The organism is Hamadaea sp. (assembly GCF_013362815.1).
In the GTDB taxonomy this organism is placed as follows: domain Bacteria; phylum Actinomycetota; class Actinomycetes; order Mycobacteriales; family Micromonosporaceae; genus Hamadaea.
This window is the reverse complement of the sequence record NZ_JABFVK010000013.1, coordinates 369,695-390,196: the sequence shown is the minus strand read 5'-3', so window position 1 is coordinate 390,196 and position 20,502 is coordinate 369,695. Positions and strand designations below refer to the sequence as shown.

19 protein-coding genes are annotated in these 20,502 nt (G+C 68.8%); 7 read left to right on the top strand and 12 right to left on the bottom strand.

Annotation, left to right across the window (positions count from 1 at the left end):
• Nucleotide 1: 1 nt before the first annotated feature.
• The 9 genes from HOV77_RS06700 to HOV77_RS06660 all read right to left on the bottom strand — a co-directional run bounded on the left by HOV77_RS06700 (nt 2) and on the right by HOV77_RS06660 (nt 7,246).
• Nucleotides 2–763 carry a DUF6390 family protein gene (locus HOV77_RS06700; RefSeq protein WP_290859035.1) on the bottom strand — a complete coding sequence of 254 codons (762 nt, stop codon included), beginning with the start codon at nt 761–763 and terminating at the stop codon, nt 2–4.
• Nucleotides 760–1,695: an EamA family transporter gene (locus HOV77_RS06695; protein WP_290859033.1), complete on the bottom strand. Its 936-nt coding sequence runs from the start codon at nt 1,693–1,695 to the stop codon at nt 760–762. The genes HOV77_RS06700 and HOV77_RS06695 overlap by 4 nt, the downstream gene beginning before the upstream one ends.
• Nucleotides 1,692–1,919 (bottom strand): HypC/HybG/HupF family hydrogenase formation chaperone, encoded by a 228-nt coding sequence (locus HOV77_RS06690; protein ID WP_290859031.1) that lies wholly within the window; start codon nt 1,917–1,919, stop codon nt 1,692–1,694. Before HOV77_RS06690 ends, HOV77_RS06695 begins: the two co-directional genes overlap by 4 nt.
• A complete protein-coding gene (locus HOV77_RS06685; RefSeq protein ID WP_290859029.1) occupies nt 1,904–2,377 on the bottom strand; it encodes a hydrogenase maturation protease in 474 nt (157 codons plus the stop codon). The genes HOV77_RS06690 and HOV77_RS06685 overlap by 16 nt, the downstream gene beginning before the upstream one ends.
• Nucleotides 2,374–3,681 (bottom strand): Ni/Fe hydrogenase subunit alpha, encoded by a 1,308-nt coding sequence (locus HOV77_RS06680; RefSeq protein ID WP_290859027.1) that lies wholly within the window; start codon nt 3,679–3,681, stop codon nt 2,374–2,376. Before HOV77_RS06680 ends, HOV77_RS06685 begins: the two co-directional genes overlap by 4 nt.
• Nucleotides 3,678–4,469 (bottom strand): oxidoreductase, encoded by a 792-nt coding sequence (locus tag HOV77_RS06675; RefSeq protein ID WP_290859026.1) that lies wholly within the window; start codon nt 4,467–4,469, stop codon nt 3,678–3,680. The genes HOV77_RS06680 and HOV77_RS06675 overlap by 4 nt, the downstream gene beginning before the upstream one ends.
• The gene (locus HOV77_RS06670) at nt 4,469–5,287 is read right to left on the bottom strand and encodes an FAD/NAD(P)-binding protein (protein WP_290859024.1); all 819 of its coding nucleotides are present in this window, start codon (nt 5,285–5,287) and stop codon (nt 4,469–4,471) included. Before HOV77_RS06670 ends, HOV77_RS06675 begins: the two co-directional genes overlap by 1 nt.
• Entirely contained in the window at nt 5,284–6,381 is a 1,098-nt protein-coding gene (locus HOV77_RS06665; RefSeq protein WP_290859019.1) for a 4Fe-4S dicluster domain-containing protein, read from the bottom strand. Before HOV77_RS06665 ends, HOV77_RS06670 begins: the two co-directional genes overlap by 4 nt.
• A gap of 115 nt (nt 6,382–6,496) precedes the next feature.
• Nucleotides 6,497–7,246, bottom strand: a complete 750-nt coding sequence (locus tag HOV77_RS06660; protein WP_290859013.1) for a hypothetical protein — start codon at nt 7,244–7,246, stop codon at nt 6,497–6,499.
• Nucleotides 7,247–7,387: 141 nt separating this feature from the next.
• Here HOV77_RS06660 and HOV77_RS06655 point away from each other — a divergent pair, with 141 nt between their 5' ends.
• From HOV77_RS06655 to HOV77_RS06645, 3 genes are read left to right on the top strand one after another with little or no spacing between them, the layout of a single operon-like run.
• Nucleotides 7,388–8,332, top strand: coding sequence for an NAD(P)-dependent oxidoreductase (locus tag HOV77_RS06655; protein WP_290859011.1), 945 nt, complete (start codon nt 7,388–7,390; stop codon nt 8,330–8,332).
• 3 nt (nt 8,333–8,335) lie between these two features.
• The gene (locus HOV77_RS06650) at nt 8,336–9,256 is read left to right on the top strand and encodes an RNA polymerase sigma-70 factor (RefSeq protein WP_290858997.1); all 921 of its coding nucleotides are present in this window, start codon (nt 8,336–8,338) and stop codon (nt 9,254–9,256) included.
• Between the two features lie 46 nt (nt 9,257–9,302).
• The gene (locus HOV77_RS06645) at nt 9,303–9,731 is read left to right on the top strand and encodes a hypothetical protein (RefSeq protein ID WP_290858993.1); all 429 of its coding nucleotides are present in this window, start codon (nt 9,303–9,305) and stop codon (nt 9,729–9,731) included.
• 41 nt (nt 9,732–9,772) lie between these two features.
• Here the strand turns inward: HOV77_RS06645 and HOV77_RS06640 are convergent, their stop codons facing one another.
• The gene (locus HOV77_RS06640; protein WP_290858990.1) at nt 9,773–10,408 is read right to left on the bottom strand and encodes a GNAT family N-acetyltransferase; all 636 of its coding nucleotides are present in this window, start codon (nt 10,406–10,408) and stop codon (nt 9,773–9,775) included.
• A gap of 47 nt (nt 10,409–10,455) precedes the next feature.
• Between HOV77_RS06640 and HOV77_RS06635 the strand changes: the two genes are divergently transcribed.
• On the top strand, nt 10,456–11,070 hold the full coding sequence (locus tag HOV77_RS06635) for a hypothetical protein (RefSeq protein WP_290858988.1): 615 nt from the start codon (nt 10,456–10,458) through the stop codon (nt 11,068–11,070).
• A 23-nt stretch (nt 11,071–11,093) separates the two neighbouring features.
• Here HOV77_RS06635 and HOV77_RS06630 read toward each other — a convergent pair whose 3' ends face one another.
• Nucleotides 11,094–11,756 (bottom strand): methyltransferase domain-containing protein, encoded by a 663-nt coding sequence (locus tag HOV77_RS06630; protein ID WP_290858986.1) that lies wholly within the window; start codon nt 11,754–11,756, stop codon nt 11,094–11,096.
• A 90-nt stretch (nt 11,757–11,846) separates the two neighbouring features.
• Here HOV77_RS06630 and HOV77_RS06625 point away from each other — a divergent pair, with 90 nt between their 5' ends.
• Nucleotides 11,847–13,043 carry a histidine kinase gene (locus HOV77_RS06625; protein ID WP_290858983.1) on the top strand — a complete coding sequence of 399 codons (1,197 nt, stop codon included), beginning with the start codon at nt 11,847–11,849 and terminating at the stop codon, nt 13,041–13,043.
• Nucleotides 13,040–13,708 (top strand): response regulator transcription factor, encoded by a 669-nt coding sequence (locus HOV77_RS06620; protein ID WP_290858981.1) that lies wholly within the window; start codon nt 13,040–13,042, stop codon nt 13,706–13,708. Before HOV77_RS06625 ends, HOV77_RS06620 begins: the two co-directional genes overlap by 4 nt.
• Nucleotides 13,709–13,720: 12 nt before the next feature.
• On the opposite strand, the gene HOV77_RS06615 is transcribed toward HOV77_RS06620, so the two are convergent.
• On the bottom strand, nt 13,721–16,060 hold the full coding sequence (locus HOV77_RS06615; RefSeq protein WP_290858979.1) for a TIM-barrel domain-containing protein: 2,340 nt from the start codon (nt 16,058–16,060) through the stop codon (nt 13,721–13,723).
• Between the two features lie 419 nt (nt 16,061–16,479).
• Between HOV77_RS06615 and HOV77_RS06610 the strand changes: the two genes are divergently transcribed.
• Nucleotides 16,480–20,499 carry a LamG-like jellyroll fold domain-containing protein gene (locus tag HOV77_RS06610; protein WP_290858977.1) on the top strand — a complete coding sequence of 1,340 codons (4,020 nt, stop codon included), beginning with the start codon at nt 16,480–16,482 and terminating at the stop codon, nt 20,497–20,499.
• The last annotated feature ends 3 nt before the right edge of the window (nt 20,500–20,502 follow it).

Here is a 20,502-nt window from a genome sequence, read left to right as displayed (position 1 = left end):
CTCACCCGCAGAGCGGCCCGACCCTCTGCGGAACCGCATTGACCAACGCCAAGTCCTGCATCGTCGACCGGGCCAGCGTCGTGGCCTGCGCCTCAGTCAGGACGTCGCAGATCCAGTCCCAGTGGATGCTCACCAATGCTCCACGCCGCACGCCGCAGGCGAGCCCGTAGCCGTCCTCGCGAAGCCGGACACGTTCCGCCCGTGGCGGGTCCAGGACGAGCTCACTACCGGTCCACCGCAACGGCCGGGTACGCACGACGGCGTACTCCAGGTCGGCGTCGACGACCGCGCCCCAGCGGATCCGGCATGAGTCCAGAACCCGTAGCGGCTCGAGGGAGTAACCGGCGCGCAGCATGCCGACCCACGGATACACGGCGAACACGTGGAAGCTGTGCTGCGGGCGGCCACCGCGGATCGCCATCGCCGCCAAGTCGTCCGCGGCCGAGCCCAACTGGGGCCGGAAGCGCTCTTCCAGGCTCGCGGCCAAGAGCCGTGGTGGGACCGCGTCGAGCAGCGTCCCGCCGATCCAGTACGCCTCGACGACGGCCCGGTCGAGCGGGTCGGCCCGGCCGGCCGCCCCGGCGATCAGCGCCAGATACGGCCAAGCGCCCTCGAATCGGCGTGCCAGCTCTACGAGTCCACCGTCGGTCGTCTCGGCGTCGGCGTATTCCAGCAGAGCCCGGCTGTCACCCGGGCCGCAGTAGCCGAGCGCGTTCGGCGGGTACGCGTACCGGGCGAACAACACCGGACCCGACGCGGTCATCGCCGGTCCGCCAGCACAGGTTGCGGGCGCCGTGCTGCCCCGACTCCGACGATGATCGCGCCACCGAGCAACGCTGCCAACGCCAGCAGGTTGACCGGTGCCAACGTGATGCCTTTGACCGCGACGTTCAATGCGCCCGTGACGACGGCCCCGGCGACCAGGACGGCGGTCACGTCGATCGCAGCGCCCCGAGCCAGGGCGGTGAACCAGATTCCGACGTATGCCGCCAGAATCACTCCGGTCACCATCGCCCATCGCCAGCCTTCGGCGGACAGCGCGGTCAGCGCATGCCACCGGCCGCTGACGGCGACCCAGCCGAGCAGCACCAGCACGCCGAGCCCCATTCGCGCGATCGCCACCGTCTGCGGGGAGAACCCGCGCAGCAGGCGCTTGGCCAGGACCACCTCGACCGCCCAGAGCAGCGTCGCCACCAGGATGAGACCCTCGCCCGGGCCGAAGCCGAAGCCCACGAGGCCGCTGTCCAGCACGACCAGGCCACCGAGCAGGAGCAGTAGCGCCACCACATGAGTCACCCGCAGCCGCTCCCCCAACATGGGCACCGCTAGCACGGCCACCCAGACGACCAGGCTCTTCTGCAGGAAAGCGGCATGGGTCGACGATGCCCGCGCGAGACCTTCGAAGAACAGCACGAACGGGATGCTCCCGCCGATCAGGCCCAGGGCGGCCAGACCAAGCCACGCGACCGGGCGGTGCGTCGTGCGTACCACTTGGGGCCGAGAACGGGCCACAACGGCCGCGACCAGGCCGATAAGGCCGAGTATCGCGGCGGCCACCAGGTTTTTCGCCGTGGTGTAGACGGTGGCGTCGGGCACCGCGCGCACGCCGTAGCCGTTGAGAAAGACCGCGAGGCCGCTGATCGCCGCAGCGACGAACGCCGCCGTCACCGCGCCGCGGGCGGAAGTCCGATTCATCTTCGCTCACCTCTCACCAGCTGAAGCAGCCGGGCATCGTCGTCGGTCAAGCGGCGCAGCGCGACGCCCGCGTGGATCAGCAGCCACTCACCGTCTGTCACCGCTTCGTCGAGGACCGCGAGCGAGACGAGCCGAACCCGGCCGTCGACCTCGACCTCGGCCACCTCGGCCCCAGAGTGCAGAACTCGGGCGGGCAGGCCGGTGCACATCAGCGGGCCGCCCATCGCTGGGTGACGAGCAGCTCCGCGATCTCCTCCACCACCAGCCCCGCGGCCCATTCGACCTGCGGAGACAGACCCACACCCTGGCTCACGTCCGCGACCTGCACGCCGAACAGCAACATCCGCCGGGGCATCCGGTCCAGGGCCCGCGCGAGCGCTACGGCATCACCAAGGGGTACGCCGTGGGAGCCGGCTGGTCCGCCGCCGCCGGACAGCGCCGGATGATGCAGGCCGAGCCGATAGATCCGGCCTGGTACGACGCCCTCGCCGGCGTCTACGGCGTCGATGACGATGGCCAACGGAGCCCCGTCCCACGCGTCGATGAGTCCGGTCGGCTCCCCGTCGCTTTCGACGAAGTCGACCGCCCGCGGGCGAAGGTCGCGCAGCCGCTTGGCGACGATCAGCCCGACGCCGTCGTCGTGCCGATACGCGTCACCGATGCCGATGACCACGGTGTTCATGGCAGCTCCCCCTCGTGGATGTCGAGCGTGAGAAAGTGCGTCGCGCACGAGATGCACGGGTCGTAGTTACGGATGACCTGCTCGCAGACGCTCGTCAGGCGGGCGTCGTCGTAGTCGAGCCGCGTGGCGACGAACCGCAGTAGGTCGTCTTCGATCGATGCCTGGTTCTGCGATGTCGGCGGCACGATCCGTACGCTGCGGATCACGCCGCGATCGTCGAGGTCGTACCGGTGGAACAGAGTGCCGCGGGGCGCCTCGGTGGCTCCGTAGCCGACGCCGGCTGCCGGATCGACGTGGACGACGGGCGGATGCGGCGGCTCGTACGCCTCGATCAGGGCGATCGCCTCCTCGATGGCGTAGACGAGTTCGACCGCGCGCACGACGATGCTCTGGAACGGGTTGCGGCACACCGCCGGCAACCCCGCTTCGGCGGCGGCCTGGCGGGCGAGCGGGGACAGCCATCGCCCGCTGAGCGCGTACCGGGCGACCGGCCCGGTCAGGTATCGGTCCCGGCCGGCCAATGTCGCGTGCAAGGCCGTCGAGTGTGGCACCTGATGTTCCAGCACCAGGTGGTCGAGTTCGGACACCGGGAACACGAGTCCCCGGTCGGTGTGCGGAACGCCGTGCTCGATCGCGTAGGTTCCCTCGCGGACGAGCGCCAGCAACTCGTGGTCGTGTTCGAAGTCGGGGAAGTCGAAACCGGCGACCCAGCCGACGGTGGCGATCGCGTCGTCCAGGGCCTGCCGCAACGGGTCGAGCAACGCGGACAACTCTGACGGCGCCGGTGCCCGGTAGAAGCCGCCAACGCGAACGTTGATCGGATGGATGGCCCGTCCGCCGACCGCCGTCATGAGCTGGTTGCCCGTCTTCTTCAGCCGCAGGCCGCGTTCGACCAGATCCCGGTGCCGCGCAGCCATGTCGATCGCCCCGTCGAAGCCCAGGAAGTCCGGCGCGTGCAACAGGTAGATGTGCAGAGCGTGGCTGGAGATCCACTCGCCGCAGTACAGCAGCCGCCGCAGTTTCCCGATGGCTCCACCGACGGTGATCCCGACGGCGTCCTCCATCGCCTGGCAGGCCGACATCTGGTATGCGACCGGGCAGATCCCGCAGATCCGGGCGGTGATGTCGGGGGCTTCGGCGTAGTCCCGCCCGGCCAGAAACGCCTCGAAGAACCGGGGCGGTTCATAGATCTCGAGCTGGACTTCGCCGACTTTGCCGTCGCGTACGTGGATGTGCAGCGCGCCTTCGCCCTCGACTCGGGCCAGGGCGTCGACTCGAAGCACCCGATCATGCCGATGCGTCATCGTTGTTCGCCTTCCTCGCCTCGAGCCGCGTCGGCGAACGCGGGCGCCGCGGCGTTGAACGTGCGGAAGATCCGGCGTACGCCGTCCTCGTCGAGCCCGGCCGCCCGCAGCGCCGGGATGAGCGCTGCGGTGTTGGGGTCGCCGATGGGCCCGTAGCAGCCGAAACAGCCGCGGTTCGCGGCCGGGCAGATCGCGCCGCAGCCCGCCCGGGTGACGGGCCCCAGGCAGGGCGCCCGCCCGGTGACGAGCAGGCAACTGGTACCGCGCAGTTTGCATTCGCCGCACACCGGCCGGTCCGGAAGATGCGGGCGGCGACCGGCCAGCATCGCGGTCAGCAGGTCCAGCAGCTGGCCGCGGTCGATCGGGCAGCCACGCAGTTCGGCGTCGACCGGCACGACCTCACCGATCGGCAATGACCGGTCCAGCGTCTCGATGTAGTCCGGACGCGCGTAGACGATCGACCGGAACTCGCTGACGTCGGCGAAGTTGCGCAACGCTTGAATGCCGCCGGCGCTGGCGCAGGCTCCGATGGTGACCAGCAGGCGGGAGTTCTGACGGATGCGCATGATCCGGTCGCGATCGGCCGGTGTGGTGATCGAGCCTTCGACCAGCGAAACGTCGTAGGGTCCGGCGACCGTCGCCCGGGTGGCCTCGGTGAAATGGGCGATCTGCACGCGGTCCGCCAGCGTCAGCAACTCGTCCTCGCAGTCGAGCAGAGCCAGCTGGCAGCCGTCGCAGGAGGCGAATTTCCAGACCGCCAACGTGGGTCGCTCCTCGGGGGTGTTCATCACAGCTCCCGGACTGCCATCAGCGGCTCGGCCGTGGCGTAGTCGGTGACCGGACCGTCCCGGCAGACCATCAAGGGGCCGTACTGGCAATGCCCGCAAACTCCGTAGCCGCAGCGCATGTTGCGCTCCAGCGAGACCTGGACCTGACCCGCGGTCAGTCCTCGATCGGTCAGGTTCCGGGCGATTACTCGCATCATGATCTCCGGCCCGCACAGGAACGAGGTCGTGATCTCGGGATCCAGCCGCAGCCGGTCGAGCAGACTCGTGACCACGCCGACCTGTCCGGACCAGTGCCTACCAGCTCGATCTACGATGACGTGCACACTGATGCCCGACTCCCGCCAGCGGTCGTACTCGTCGGTGAACAGCAGGTCGTCCGGCGTACGCGCGCCGACGAGCAAGTCGACCTCGCCGAACCGGTGTCGTCGGGCCATCACCGTACGCACCAGCGGTCGCAGCGGCGCCAGCCCGATGCCGCCACCCACCAGGACCAGGTCGCCGCGGTCGGGCAGACTCCAGCCGTGGCCGAACGGCCCGCGTACGCCGAGCACCGTTCCGACCGGAGCCACACAGATCGCGGCGGTGACCGCGCCGACCGACCGTACGGTGTGGACGATCCGGTGCCCCTCGCCGCCGCTGACCGAGAGGGGAACTTCGCCGACACCGAAGGCGTACACCATGGTGAATTGGCCGGGTGCCCAGGACTGCACCGGCGAACCCAGCGGATCGAGGTCGAGGGTGACCACGTCAGCGGTGTCTGGCCGACGCGCCACGACGCGATAGCGCAGCGGCGTCATGGTGTACGGCGTGGTGGTCATGACGGCACTGGCTGATCTATGTCAGAGGTCGCGGCCAGCGCGGTCAGTTCGGCGGTGACGTCGATGCCGACCGGGCACCACGCGACGCAGCGCCCACATCCGACACAGCCGGATTGGCCGAACTGAGCGTGCCAAGTACCGAACTTGTGCGTCAGCCACTGCCGGTAACGGCTCGCCCCCGATGTCCGCACCTGCCCGCCGTGCAACTCGGAATAGTCGAGGTCGAAGCAGGACGCCCACCCCTGCCACCGTTCGGCATGGTCGCCGGTGACGTCGGTGGTGTCCACCACGGACGTGCAGAAGCACGTCGGGCATACCATCGTGCAGTTGCCGCAGGTCAGGCAGCGGGACGCGACGTCGTCCCAGTGCGGCGACTCGGCCGCGCGGCGCAGCAGACCCGGCAGGTCGGTGTCGGGGAGCGCCCGGCTCATCCGGTTCTCCGCTGTGCGAATCTGATCGTTCGCGGTCGCGATGTCGCCGGGCTCGGCCGGTGCGTACACCACCTGGCTCAGCAGGGCCGAGCCTGTCTCGCTCCCGATCTCGACGAGATAACGCGAATTGGCGAGTTCGGTCAGCGCGAGGTCGTATCCGGTGTCGGCGCGCGGTCCTCCCCCGGCGGATACGCAGAAGCAGACTTCGGCCGGTTCCGTGCAGTTGACCGCGATGACGAAGGCCTGATCGATCCGCCGGGCATAGTCGCTGTCCTCGCCGAACACCCGGCGCTGGACGGCGATGGCGGCCAGGTCGCATGGGCGTACGCCCAACAGTGCGAGCCGTTCATCCGGATTCGCCGGTTCTGTCACCGTGAAGGACCCGCCGTCCCGATCAGCTGTCCAGAGCTGACGGCGCGGCGGATGAAGGAACTGCTTCCACGACTGCGGTCCCGCCGAGTGCCCGAAGGCGGCCGCATCTCCCCTGCGGCGCAGCCGGTAACGACCGGGCGCGGCGTCCACACCGTATCCGTAGGGAAGCTCATCGGCGGATTGGATCTCGTCGAGCACTATCGCGTCGTCCCGGACAGTGGGGCCGACGACGCGGTAACCCTCGGCGCGCAGCCGCGCGACGAGCTCGGTCAAGCCGGTCAGTACCACCATGCCCCCATGGCACCTCACCTGGCTCGCCGACGGCAGGGGCGAAAGTCCCGGTGGATCCGGTCCTTGGCATCTCGAACAGTCGGCAAGCCCCGGTGACGGAATCTCGGCTTCAGCTTCACGCCGTCGGGCGTACGCCGTCCCGGGCGAACCGCCACAACGCCCTCGACACCAGCAAGTACCAGATCTCCAAGAACAGGACCGAGAAGACTGCCACGTACACGCCGACGCCCGGCAGGTACAGACCCAACCCGGCGGTGTTCGCCAGAATCGCCAGCCAAGCCGTGACCCGGCCGAACACCGAGCTGCCAAGCATGACGACGCCGATCAGGATGCCGGCGAGCGATCCGAGCAGGTAGCCGACGTGAAACGCGGTCCCCTGCCAATTCGCCAGCACCGCCTCGCCGGCCGCGACGGCATTGGCCCGCGCCGCGTCGGACGTCGCTGCGGCATAGTCCTCGCTGAACCCGACCATCTGGACTGCCGGGTTCATCGCGATGAACATGATCACGCCGAGGAAACCCGCCGCGGTCGCGATCAACATCATCGGTTCCCGGAGCCGCCGCAAGACGACGAACAGCGCCAGCAGAATGGGCACGAGGAGAACATTGTCCAGGACAAGGAGCAGATCCAGATCCACCATTCCGGCAAGACGGTTGTCAGCGAGCAACGCGAACCAGTCGGCCGCGGTGCCGTCCAGGGGCGGTGGCCACACCAGGAAGACTCCGACCTGGATCGGAAGCAGCACCGCAGACGCCGCTGCGGCCGCAGCGGCGAGCCGCGGCAGTCCCGACCGAACCCGGATGCCTTCCGTGGCCGTCTTGGCACGAGGCTGAGTGGACAGCGTCATGACGATCACCTCGATCACGGATACTCGTCTCAGCCAACCAGCTGGGCCGTGCTGCGGACAGAGGCCAAGGACCCGGATCACTACGGGATGCCCGGCTGAGGTTGGTGTGACCTGGGTTACCGCTGTTCATAGCCGGCTGGGCTGTCTCGTCTCCCTTGTATGAAGATCTTCCTGGCCGGAGCGTCCGGCGCGATCGGCAGCCATCTCGTCACCCAGCTCGTGGCTCGGGGCCATGAGGTCGTCGGCACTACGCGTACGCCCGCAAAGCTGCGCGCCTTGCGGGAGTTGGGGGCCGAACCCGTCGTCGTCGACGCGCTCGATCCGGAGTCTGTGGCCGATGCGGTCGCCAAGGCCGAACCGGAGGTCGTGGTGCACCAGATGACGGCGTTGAGCGGACCGCTCGACTTCCGGCACACCAAGCAGATGGCGCTCGCGACCGACCGGCTGCGTACCGAGGGCACCGACAATCTGCTCGCCGCGGCCCGGGCGGTCGGCGTACGCGCCTTCGTGGCGCAGAGCAACGGATTGTGGTGCGACGTGAACGACGGCCCGATCGCCGACGAGACCGCCCGGATCGAGCCGAACCCACCGGCAAACGCTCGCGAGGCGGTCGACGCGCTGCGACATGTCGAGGACGCCGTCACCGGCATCACCTGGGCCGACGGCATCGCCCTTCGGTACGGTGGGTTCTATGGTCCGGGCACCGGCCTCAGCAGCGAACCCGGCGCTCCCATGGCCGAGCAGATACACCGTCGCAAGTTCCCGATCGTCGGGGGCGGCTCCGGCGTGTGGTCGATGGTGCACATCCACGACGCGGCGACCGCGACCGTGGCGGCCATCGAACGGGGCACGGCCGGTATCTATCACGTCGCCGACGACGACCCAGCGCCGGTCGCGGTGTGGCTGCCGGAACTTGCCCGGGCACTCGGGGCGAAGCCGCCGCGACGCATACCGGGCTGGCTGGTTCGCCTGGTCGCCGGGGAGGCTCCGGTGCACCTCATGACGAAGGCGTGCGGCATCTCCAGCGAGAAGGCCAAACGAGAGTTGGGCTGGACGCTGCGTTACCCCAGCTGGCGTACGGGATTCCGCGAAGGACTGGGCTGAACCGTGACCACGGAGACGGATCTGTACAGCGAGCTGCGGCCCCGCGCGTTCGCCATCGCGTACCGGATGCTCGGGAGCGTCGCCGACGCCGAGGACGTGGTGCAGGAGGCGTTCCTGCGGATGCACCAGACGCTGGGGCGGCACGAGCCGATCGCCTCGCCGCGCGCGTACATCGCCACCCTCGTCACCCGGCAGGCGATCGACCAGCTCCGGTCGGCCCGCGTACGCCGGGAGCAGTACGTCGGCGAGTGGCTGCCCGAGCCACTGGTCACCGATCCGTCTCCGGCCGATCAGGCCGAAACCGCGGACTCCCTGTCGTTGGCCTTCCTGGTGTTGCTGGAGAACCTGACCCCGCCGCAACGGGCGGCCTTCCTGCTCCGGGAGGTCTTCGACTACCCGTACGCCGATGTCGCCGAGATCATCGGAACCGACGTCGACACCACCCGGCACCTCGTCGCGAAGGCGCGTGCCCATCTTGAGCAGCGGCGACCGCGATACCACGCGTCCGCTCGCGAGCATGAGGAGCTGACCAGGCGCTTCTTCGCCGCAGCGGAGCAGGGCGACCTGCACGAGCTGGAGGAACTGCTCGCCACAGACGCGGCGTTGCACGGCGACGGCGGCGGCAAGGTACCCGCCATGGGCCGCCCGGTCACCGGCCGCGAACACGTCGCCCGGGTGCTGGTGCTCGGTCTGTCGACGCTCGCCCCGTTCGGCGTACGCGTCCAGCCGGCCACCGTCAACGGTCAGCCCGGTGCGCTGCTGTTCGATCCGCAGGACCACATCGTCGCAGCCATCGGGCTGGACATCGCCGACGGACAGATCCGGTCGATCCACTCGGTCGTCAATCCGGAGAAGCTGCGGCACCTCGGCCCCACCAGCGACGTGGGCTACCAGCTCGGGCCCCGGGGGCGTACCAGAAAATGATCGTCCAAGATGGCCAGTTGATGTTGAAGTCTGGCATGCTACCCCGATGCGTATCGCCAAACGAATCGCCATCGTCGTGATCGGGGTGCTCACCGCGGTCACCGCCGTGGCGACGCCCGCCTCAGCCGTCGTTCCCCCGCCCACCGAGTGGAACGAGGCCGTGTCCTACGGCATGGACCCGGTCACCGACGGATGCATGCTCAACACCTACGCCCAGGCGTGCTTCCGCAAGGACGGCGACATCTGGTTCGTCAAGGACATGGAGTCCGACGGCTACCCGAGCGTCGTGTACTGGCAGAACCACTACAACGGCGAGTTCTACCGCCAGGGCATCTGCATCAACAAGCTGACGGCCGGGCACTGGGGCACCTGTAACAAGGACTACCACGAAGGCAGTCTGCTGAGCTTCAAGGCCTGCCGCTACATCGACGGCGAGCTCAAGAACTGCACCGATTGGAAGGGCGTCAACGCCTGACAGCCCGAACCCGCGGGCGGCGTCGCTGTCCGCGGGTTCCGCTACAAGACCAGGCCGCCGAACGGCGCGGCCACGGACCATCCCAGCGCTTCATACAACGCACGCCCCTCGACGGTCGCGGCCAGCACGCCCGCTCGCGCTCCCCGGGCGACCGCAGCCTCCGCGAGTGCGGTCATGGCCCATCGGCCTAGGCCACGACGCTGATGCTCGGCCGCCGTCTCCACCATGTCGAAGACCACCGTGTACGCCTCATCGGCCGCAGCAGTCTGTGCGCGCGCCGCGAAGGAGCCGTCTTCGGTGACGATCAGCGCCTTGGTGATCCCGTTTCGGGTCCACAGTCGCAGCTCGTACCCTGCCGGCGCAGGCCGGTCGCGATGGGCGTCGAGTTCGGTGCTCATGAGAAAGACCGGATCGTCGACGCGCCAGGCCGTCCCGTCGGCGATCCAGGAGCCGATGGTCTCCGGTTCGAGGAAGGTCTTGATCCACGTGTTCGGCGCGGTGACCGTCTCGGTGAGCCGGCGTACGCGAGCCTCGTCGGCGTCGAACAGAACGTAGCGCCCGACGTGCGTCGTCAGGCCGACGTCGATGAACAGACCGCCGTCGACTTCCTGCGGCGGGGCCGCTCCCCGCGACAGCACCCATCCGTCCACCCAGGCGCGGGCCAGGCTCTCGTCCATCCGCCCAGCGTAGCCGCCAAGATCACCCGACCGGGTTAGGGTGGGTCGTGGACGCCGATCTCGTCAGTGCAATCGGTTCGCTTGCCAGTGTCGCTGTGGCTGTCATTGCCGCAATCGTCGCCTACTTCTCCTGGCGGGCTGCGCAGAATGCTGCGGACGCGACTGCCGTGTTGACGGAGATTGAGAAGGCACGGTGGCACGCCGAGAACCGCCCGGAGTTTCAGCTGGAGTGTGAGGGCCTGGTCATGGACAACCGGCTGGCCGCCTGCAGCATCACCTTGACCGACTCGAGGTCACTCGCCTGGGTCGATGTCATCGCCTCAGTTCGGCCTCGCGTCTTTGGCCGCACCGATACCGAGGCGGACTTCGGGCCATATGTCTGGGATGACGACAGCCCCTACTACGACGGTCCCATCGACACCGAGACGTTCCGGCTGCATCCCGGCGGAGATGAAACCCTCTACATGCGAGCCGCGTCCACGGAGGAATGGGAGAGATACACCAATCCAATCCGGCTGTGGCTGCACTGCACCGCAGAGAATGGCGACACCTGGATGGTTCCGGCCGCCACCAGACTTGTCCCACTCCAGCTCGCGGAAAGCATCGTGACTCGTGAGCAGATCGAGGCGCAAGCCGAGTCCCGGTTTGGCGGCGATCTGTAACCCAGCGCCGTCGCCATGCTCGGTTACACACGCGCGCCGCGCCAAGCCCGCTGACGCGGCCGCCGGCAGACGTAGGTCAGCGCAGGCGGGGCGTTCCACCAGACGCTCCGGCTCGTGATGACCTCGTCGAAGGACTCGTGCAGGTTTCGCCGCAACCGGCGCGCGCCGGAAAGCTGCAACGCGTGGAGGTACGCGAAAGTCGTGAAGGCGGCATCGGGCGCGAGGAGCCACCCGACATCGTTGAGGATCTTCCGCTGCTGTGCGGGCGGAAACAACGACCAGGGCAAACCACTGACAATCGCGTCCACTTGGTGGACACCACGGTCTTCGAGGATGGACCCGAGGCTGGTGGCATCGGCGTTGATGACCTCCAGGTCGGGTCGGCTGCGGCGCAGGCGCGTGGCGAACTCCTTGTCGATCTCCAGGGCGATGTGGCGGGAACCGGGCTGAAGGCGTTGCCTGATCGCATCGCTGACCGCCCCCGTTCCGGCGCCGAGCTCCACAACCGTCGATGGGCGTACGCTCGGAACGATCTGGGCGAGACGGCGGCAGAGGGCACGGGCGCTCGGCGCGATGGCACCCACAGTGCGCGGGTGGCGGGTGGCCACGCCCAGGAAGGTGAGCAGGTCGCTGGTCTTCATCGTCACGAAGATCAGCTTGCTGCGTACGCCGCTACGCCGCCTCATCATTGCGAGCCTGATCCAGGCGGCCGATGGCACGAGCGCCTCCTCCCAAGGAAGGATACGGCCAGGTCGCAGGGCTTCTACCATCGTGGCGTGAGGGTTACCGTCCGCCGCATTCCGCGGTCAGCGCTCGTCCGGCTACTGCCTGTCGCGTTCGCGGTGTGCTATCTGTCGGTCGCCGGCCAGCCGGGACAGCCCGTCGACGGCTGGGCCTGGGTGGCCGGACTATCGGCAGCTGCCCTGCCCCTGGCCGGCCGCAGGATGCCGTTCGTCGCCATCTGCGGCCTGACGGGCCTGCTGATCCTCACCGACTACCTGGGTACGCAGGCTGACTTCGTTGTGCTCCTGGCAACGATGATCGGCCTGATCGACTTGTCGCTGGCCCGGCGCGGCTGGCGGCTGGCCCTCGGCGTGTCCGTGGCCACGGCCGGCATGTTCGTGTCGGTCATCGACGTGCCGCTCACCGAGCTGCCGACGCCCTTCTATCCCATCACCGCTGTGGTGTTCTGCTGCCTCGTGGGTGCGCCGGTGTTGTTCGGAATGCGGCTGGCGACCGCCCGTCGCATCGCCACCGAGGCCGCTGAGCGAGCCTTGGACCTGGAACGCAGGCAGGAGGCGGAGACCGCAGCGGCGCGGGCCGTCGAACGGACGGCCATCGCCCGCGAACTGCACGACATCGTCGTGCATCACGTAGCCTCGATCGTGTTGCGCGTCGGAGTCGCGCGGCATCTCGGTGGCAAGGACAGCGAAGAGACGAAGGCGGCCCTCGACGACGTCCACGCCACCGGCACGGCCGTTCTCGACGACTTGCGCCGCCTCGTGGCCGTGCTGCGCGACCCCATCGCCGCCGGTGACGACCCGCACGCACCGGTGCTCGACCCAGCCGACCTTCCCGACTCCCTGGACCAGGCGGTGAACCGGATCCGCCAAGCCGGCCTCCCGGTCACCGTGGTCATCGATGACGCGTTGACTCACCTCGATGCCGTACGCGGCCTTGCCGTGCTCCGCGTCGCCCAGGAGGGCTTGATCAACGTTGTGAAACACGCCGGAGCCGGCGCGACGGCGACGTTACGGGTCGCCGCGACCGCGCAAGGAGAGGTCGAAGTGGAGATCACGGATGACGGCGGCCCGGCCGGCAACGGGCTCATCCCCAGTGGCGGTCACGGTCTGATGGGCCTGCACGAGCGAATGACCTTGCTCGGCGGCCGTCTGGAGGCCGGGCCAGGTCGGACGGGCTGGCGTCTGCTGGCCGTCCTGCCCGCCCGCGTTCGGCTGACGGTGGCCGCGTGACCATCCGCGTACTGCTCGTCGACGACCAGCGCCTTGTGCGCGCCGGCCTGCGCGCTCTGTGTGCGGCCGAGGAAGACATCGAGGTCGTCGGCGAGGCGGCCGACGGTCAGGAAGCCGTCCGCCTCGCCGATCGGCTCGCCCCCGACGTCGTCCTGATGGATCTGCGCATGCCACGCATGGACGGCATCACCGCGACGACGGCCATCCTGGCGCGCCGCCCACTTGCCAGGATCGTCATACTGACCACATTCGACGACGACGATCATCTGTACCCGGCGCTCGGCGTGGGCGCGTGCGGGTTCCTGGTCAAGGACGCGACCCCGGGTGAACTTCTCGACGGCATCCGGCGGGCAGCCCGCGACGAGAACCCCTTCAGCCCCGACGTGCTACGCCGCGTCGTCCAACAGGCTCTGACCTCCCGGGCCAGCCCGACCACCAGGCCCAGCATCGCGGCCGTGGACGTCACCGAACGCGAACAAGACGTGCTCGCCCTGCTCGGCGCGGGACTGTCCAACGCCGAGATCGCCGAACGGCTCCGGCTCGCCGTCACCACCGTCAAGACCCACGTCGCCAACCTCATGACCAAGACCGGAAGCGCCAACCGGGTTCAGCTCGCCATCCTCGCCGTCCGGATCGGCCTCACCGACAGCGCCCATAGGCACTAGACCACGCTCTGATCAGAGCTGGAGGCGCAGTTCGTCGCCTCGGTGCCGGACGGACGCCCATTCGGCGGCGGGATCGTTTTGCCAGCTTGATCCGGCGGCTACGAGTCTCGCGCGGATGGTTCGCTGTAGCGGCATTGCGGGGTATGAGCCGTTGCGGGCGCCGATGATGAGCGTTCTGGTTGCGTCGATCCAGCGTAGTTCAGTGCGCGCGTAGCTGCCCGCTTCGTAGTGCCAACCGTCGCCCTCATCTTCGTACAGGACGAAGGAACCGTCGGCTCCTGGGAACACCAGCAGATCTAGATCAGCGGACTCGCCCTGGGCGGGGGCGAGGGGAACGATGGATCCGGCCCGCGCGTAGATGGGAATGGTGTCCAGGGGTGCGGCGGCGTCGATGTGGGTGCCACCGTGATGCACGGTTCCGTCCCACACGTCGACCCACGGCCCGCCGGTCGGAAGGTACACCGGCCGGGTTGTCGACGCGCCGTGTATGGGAACAGAGTTCGGCCCGAACTTCTGGGCGGTGGTGATGGGGCAGACGAGCAGCGCCGGGCCGAGCATGAACTGGTCTTCGATTCGCAGCGCCTCGGCGTCGTGCGCGAAATCGAAGACCAGCGGGCGCATCATCGTGTATCCGTCGAGGTGGACGGCACCGGCAACCGCGTACAGGTATGGCACTAGGGCTTTGCGTAGCCGGATGAATCGCACGAGCGTGTCGTAGATCGGGCTGCCCGGTTCGCCGAAATGCCAGATCTCGCGCGGGGTGTCGCTGCCGTGGGCCCGGAGCATGGGCAGGAACGTCGCGTATTGGAACCAGCGCAGGAACAGCTCGCGGTAGCCGAGGTCGGCGACCCCTGCGTCGAAGTCACCGCGCCAGAACCACGGTTCTCGTGAAGCGGCGAAGAAGCCACCGACGTCTGTGGTCCAATATGGGAGGCCGGAAGCGCAGAAGTTCAGCCCCTCGGGCACCTGGCGGCGCAGGGTCTCCCAGGATGCGTTGACGTCGCCAGACCAGGCGAAAGTGCCGTAGCGCTGCTGCCCGGCCCACGCGGAGCGGGTCAGATTGAGCACCCGCTTGGGACTGCCCGACGCACGCTGCCCCTCCCACACGCCCTGGCTGTGCGCCAGCGAATAGGCGTTGGCCCACTGCGGGCCGAGGTACCGCTCGGCCATTTCGACGTTGACCCGCCACCGTTCCTCATCCGACGGCCGGTCGGAGCCGGTCCAGTCCGCCTCGAACGGTTCCGAGCAGTCGCACCACCAGGCGTCGACTCCGTTGGCGAACAAGCCTCGCTCGGCCTGGTTCCAGAACATGGCCCGGGCGTCGGGGTCGAAGGCGTCATAGGTGAAATCGTTGCCGAGTAGCTTGCCTGCGGCCGCGAACTCCAGTCGGTCGGCACCATCGTTGTGCAGATGCGGCCAGACCGACACCATCAGCCGTGTGCCCATGTCGTGAAGCTCCCCGCTCATCGCTTCGGGATCAGGAAAGCGCGGCGGATCGAACGACTTCTGACCCCACTGGCCGTCCGGCCAGTACTGCCAGTCCAGGACGATGCACTCCGGCGGTAGGCCGAGCTGGGCGTATCGGCGGGCGACGTCGAGCACCTCTTCCTGATCCTGGTAGCGCTCCTTCGACTGGACGAATCCGAACGCCCATCGCGGCGGGATGGGTGCTGCCCCGGTCAGGTGTCGGTAGCCTCGGATGATGTCGTCGAGACCGTCGCCTGCGATGACGAAGTAATCCATCTGTTCGGCGTACTCGGCCCGCAGGCAGGAGCCGGACGAGTCGTCGCGGAAGGTCATCGCCGAGTAGCCGTTCCACAGCAGCCCCCATCCGCGCGAGGAGACCAGCAACGGCACCGCGACCTTGAGATTGTGCTGGTACAGATATTGCGATCGGCCGCGATAGTCGAGCTTGCCGTCTTCATGCTGACCAAGCCCGTACAGCGACTCCCCTGGCGAGAACTGGAAGTCCAGCTGCGTGCGATAGCCATTCGCCGTGAGCTCGTCGCGCCGTGGCATCAGGAGCTTTCCGCCACCCTCGGGCTCTTGGAACAGCACTTCTCCCCGGGCATTGCGGTACGCGAAGGCACCCGTCGCGCCGTTGACATGCAGGCTCAAGATTCCATCGGACATCACCAGCTCGTCCGATGACTGATGCAGATCGAAGCGGACGTGCCCGCGTACCCGCCGAGGATCGAGCATCGGCCCGTCAGCGAGTCCCGGCTCCCCGACGCCGGCCGGGAGCGCAGCGATCCGCAGGATCCCTGGCGCCTGCCAGGACGCGCGAATGGCGAGACGACCGCATCGCAGAAGCAGACCGTCGTCGCGGGGCTCCCACACGATTCCACTCATGATGGACGGCCGATCCGCCGCCGCGCGTCGACGCGACCGACCGCCGCACCGGAACTCGTACTGGGAAGCCGATTCATGCGCAGACCTGCGACGTCGCGAGGTGCACCAGTCGGGCGTACGGGAGCAACCATGTCAGCAGTCTCGCACGGGGACGTGGCCCGCCTGACACGCCGGAATCATCGGTACGCCGCCACTTGTGCCGCAGCTCGCCAACCTGCACGAGGACCAGAGCGCCTTGGAACTGCGTGAAGGCACCATGAAGGCGATCTGAAACAGCATGCCGCGATATTCGGTGGTACGCCTCGGTTCGAGGCGGCCTGACCGGTTCGCAGCCGGACGGGACTTCCGGTATTCCCCATGGAGGTTCGGTGCACGTCCGGCGTGTGGTTTCCGGCTTGCTCGCGGTGATGGTCGCTGGCTTGGCCTTTTCGATCAGCGATCCCGAACCGGCCGCCGGCACGAACGGCGGCGAGCGGGCGAACGCCAGTGATGCGAGTGCGGAAGCACGGCGTCTCGGTCATCGCGTCGAGGTGCTCAATGATTTGGACGAGGCACGCGACGTGTATGCCGAGCCGGACGGCTCCTTCACATCGGTGCTGCATACCGTCCCGGTACGCGCTCGTAAGGACGGTCGCTGGGTGCCGATCGACGCGACCCTGAGCCGCCAGGCGGACGGCAGTGTCGCCCCGGCGGCGACTACCCGGTCGGTGGTGTTCTCCGGGGGCGGCGACCAGCCGCTGGTCACCGTCGCGAAGGACGGCCACCGCGTGATCCTGCGCTGGCCGGGCCGCCTGCCGGTGCCCAGCCTGAGCGGCGACACCGCGACCTACCCGGACGTGTTTCCGGGCGTCGACCTGCGGATGAAGGCCACCGCCGACGGTTTCGCCAAGGTGCTCGTCGTCAAGAACCGGGACGCCGCCGATCGTCTGACCGAGATCAGGTTCCCGGTGACGACCGACGGGCTGTCCGCGCGTACGGACGACCACGGTGCGATCGGTTTCGCCGATGCGGCGGGCAAGCAGGTCTTCGGCACCGGCGCGCCGATGATGTGGGACTCCGGCGGGCGGCGTACCACCGGTGGCCTGCGGCTTGACGACGATGCCCTGGTCCTGCGGCCGAATCGGGCGCTGCTGACCGATCCGGCGGCGGTCTTCCCGGTCTACCTCGACCCCGACTTCCCGGCCGGCGGGGCGGGCTGGGCGCTGGTCTTCTCCGGCGCCGCCTACGCCGGGCAGTCCTTCTGGGGCGGTGACGGGGACGGCATCGCCAAGGTCGGCCAATGCCCGACGAGCCTGGACGGCTTCTGCAACGGCATCGGCGACGCCCGTTCCTACTTCCAGTTCTCTACGGGTTTCCTGGTGGGCCGGCACATTCTGGGCGCCGAGTTCAACGCGTTGGAGACCTGGTCCGCGTCGTGCACCGCCAAGCCCGTCCAGGCGTGGGGTACGGACACGGTCGGGACCGGAACCACGTGGAGCAATCAGCCGTGGTGGCCGGGCACCGGCATCGCGCTGGGCACCCGGACCGTCGCGTATGGGCGGTCGGGTTGCCCGGCCGACTGGGTGGGCTGGGACGCCGCCCCGATCGTGAACTGGTCGGTCGGCCTGGGCAAGACCGCCACCACGATCATGCTGCGGGCCGAGAACGAGGCCGACGACTACGGGTGGAAGAAGTTCGCGACCAACCCGACGCTGACCGTGCACTACAACTCCTACCCGAACGCACCGTCGCTGCCCACTGTGGAGGGCAAGCCGTGCGCCGGGCAGCCGAACGAGCCCTACGTGAACCCGTACGTGGACAACGATCCGGCGAAGGGATCGCGTGGGCCCGAGCTGGCTTCGGTCATCTCCGACTACGACGGCGGCAACGTCATCGGCGGGTTCGAGTGGTACACCCGCGACCACGTACGCCTCGGCGGCGTCAACACGGCCGCGAAGGGCTCCGGGTCCACCTTCCGCGCGTCGATCCCGGCCCAGTACGCGACCGACGGCGCGAAGCTGTCCTACCGCTCCATCGGGTACGACGGCGTCGACTGGGGACCCTGGAGCGCGTACTGCGACGTCACCATCGACCGGACCGCACCGGCCACCCTGCCCGGCGTGAGCTCCACGACCTATCCGGAATGCGCCCCGCCGGACTACGATCCGTGCCCGACTGGGGGCGGCATCGGGCGGACCGGCGCGTTCACCTTGACGGCGAACGGCACGGCCGACGTCGCGGGCTTCCGCTACGACCTGCACGACCAGCCCGCCACCTACGTCGCCGCGGTCAACGGCGTAGCGCAGGGGCTGGTGACGCCGCCGGAAGACGGTCCGATGGATCTGTACGCGCGCAGCGTCGACCGGGCCGGCAACGTCGGCCCGATCCAGCGGTATCACTTCATCGTCGGCGCGGGATCGCCGCCGGTCTCGCGCTGGCGGATGGAAGGGCTGCGCGAGCCGGAGGTCCGCGACGAGCAACGCCACCACGACGGCACGACGGTCATCGGACCGGCCGAGTGGCGGGCCGGCCGGCTGGGGGACGCGTTGTGGCTCGACGGCACCGCCGACGCGGCGGTCGTCACCGGGAAGGGGCCGGCAGTGGACACCTCCCGCACATTCAGCGTGTCCGCCTGGGCATGGCTGGACCACGTCGGCGGCTATCCGGCAGTCGTGTCCGAAGACGGCGTCCAATCCCCAGGATTCCAGCTACAGGCCTCGCCCTCGGGGAACTGGGCGTTCGCCATGTTCGCCGCCGACGTGGCGGGCGGCGGCTCGGTCCACAGCCGCATCGTGTCGGCCACGCCGGCCACCACCGGTGCGTGGACGCACCTGGTCGGCGTCTACGACGCGGGGCGCAGCGAGATGCGGCTCTACGTCAACGGCGCGCTGGCCGCGACCGGTGCCAAGGCCGCGGGCTGGCGGGCGACCGGTCCGCTGACCATCGGCCGCTCCCGGTGGAACGGAGCCCCGTCCGACTTCTGGACCGGCGGCGTCGACGAGGTACGCGCCTACGACCGGGCACTGTCGGTCGAGGAGATCCACGACCTCGCCGGGCTGCCTGCGACGGAGGAGCTGTTCCTGCCGCTCGACGACGGCGCCCGGGACGGTGCCGACACGCCGACCGCGCTGGACATGTCGGGGATCTACCGGCCGGCCGTCGTCGAGGGCGCGGCAACGTGGACGACCGGACGCGTCGGCGACGGCGCGCTGCGGCTGGACGGCACGACCGGCGCAGCACGAACGACCGGGCCCGTGGTGCGTACGGACAACAGCTTCACCGTGACCGCCTGGGCGCTGCTCGACGCCGCCGACGGGCGTACGCAGACCGTCCTCAGCCAAGACGGCGTCCAGTACAGCGGTTTCGTTCTGCGGTACCGCAACGGGACATGGTCGTTCGGGTTGAACCAGTCCGCCACCGACGCCGGCCAAGCCGCCACGGTGAACGCGGCCGACGGCGCGTTCGACGGGGAATGGACGCATCTGGCGGCGGTGTACGACGCGGGCAGCCGCAAGATCCGGCTGTACGTCAACGGCGCGCTGGCCGGCCCGGAGGTCACGGCGTACTCGGGCTGGAACGCCGCCGGACCGTTCCGGGTCGGGCGCGACCAGACGACCGCCGCGATGTTCGCGGGCGTGGTCGACGACGTCCACGTCTGGAGCGGCGTACGCACCGGTGACGAGATCCGTAACGAGTACCTCAAACCGGCCACGCGCCGGGTACCCCTCTACGGCGGCGACCAGCTCAGCCGGTACGTCAGCGCCGACGGCCACCACATCGTCACGACCGAACGCGTACCCAATGGCTATCACTTCGAGCGTGGCCTCGGCCTGACCGCGCCGATCGGCACGCCGGGGACCCGGGTGGTGTACGCCTGCCGCCTCGGTGCCGACGACTACTTCCTGGCGACGGTGGCGACCTGCGAAGGCTTCACGAAACTGGGCACGGCCGGCGCCTTCTACGTCAATCCGCCCGCCGACGGCGCGATGCCGGTGTACCGCTGCAACATCCCAGGGCACAGCCATTTCGCGTCGCCCGACCCGGCGTGCGAAGGCCGGACGACCGAGGGGCTGCTCGGTTACACGCGGGCCTACGGCTACCTCGTGCGCAGCTACTCGTCACCTGACGGGGACCACCTGAGCAGCAACTTCATCACGGGGGCGCAGTACCGGGCGGAAGGCTCGCTCGGCCTTGTCGCGCTCACCTCGCGGTCCGGCGCGACGGCGTTGTGGACCTGCCGCACGGGCACGGAGACCTTCTCGTCCACCCAGGCCGACTGCGAAGGCGCGACAGTCGTGCGCTGGACCGGATACGTCTGGACCACGCCGCCGGAAGGGACTTCGGCCGCCGAGTTGTTCCGCTGCCGCACGGCCGCGGGCGACCGCTTCGATTCACGCGATCCGGGCTGCGAACGGCAGACGTTCGACCGATCGCTGGGCTATCTCCTCAATCGAGTCTGAAGG

Bases quoted from the DNA above. Each gene is read 5' to 3' on its own strand.
- HOV77_RS06700 (WP_290859035.1), bottom strand. From the start codon at position 763: ATGACCGCGTCGGGTCCGGTGTTGTTCGCCCGGTACGCGTACCCGCCG.
- HOV77_RS06695 (WP_290859033.1), bottom strand. From the start codon at position 1,695: ATGAATCGGACTTCCGCCCGCGGCGCGGTGACGGCGGCGTTCGTCGCT.
- HOV77_RS06690 (WP_290859031.1), bottom strand. From the start codon at position 1,919: ATGGGCGGCCCGCTGATGTGCACCGGCCTGCCCGCCCGAGTTCTGCAC.
- HOV77_RS06685 (WP_290859029.1), bottom strand. From the start codon at position 2,377: ATGAACACCGTGGTCATCGGCATCGGTGACGCGTATCGGCACGACGAC.
- HOV77_RS06680 (WP_290859027.1), bottom strand. From the start codon at position 3,681: ATGACGCATCGGCATGATCGGGTGCTTCGAGTCGACGCCCTGGCCCGA.
- HOV77_RS06675 (WP_290859026.1), bottom strand. From the start codon at position 4,469: ATGAACACCCCCGAGGAGCGACCCACGTTGGCGGTCTGGAAATTCGCC.
- HOV77_RS06670 (WP_290859024.1), bottom strand. From the start codon at position 5,287: ATGACCACCACGCCGTACACCATGACGCCGCTGCGCTATCGCGTCGTG.
- HOV77_RS06665 (WP_290859019.1), bottom strand. From the start codon at position 6,381: ATGGTGGTACTGACCGGCTTGACCGAGCTCGTCGCGCGGCTGCGCGCC.
- HOV77_RS06655 (WP_290859011.1), top strand. From the start codon at position 7,388: ATGAAGATCTTCCTGGCCGGAGCGTCCGGCGCGATCGGCAGCCATCTC.
- HOV77_RS06645 (WP_290858993.1), top strand. From the start codon at position 9,303: ATGCGTATCGCCAAACGAATCGCCATCGTCGTGATCGGGGTGCTCACC.
- HOV77_RS06640 (WP_290858990.1), bottom strand. From the start codon at position 10,408: ATGGACGAGAGCCTGGCCCGCGCCTGGGTGGACGGATGGGTGCTGTCG.
- HOV77_RS06630 (WP_290858986.1), bottom strand. From the start codon at position 11,756: ATGAGGCGGCGTAGCGGCGTACGCAGCAAGCTGATCTTCGTGACGATG.
- HOV77_RS06615 (WP_290858979.1), bottom strand. From the start codon at position 16,060: ATGAGTGGAATCGTGTGGGAGCCCCGCGACGACGGTCTGCTTCTGCGA.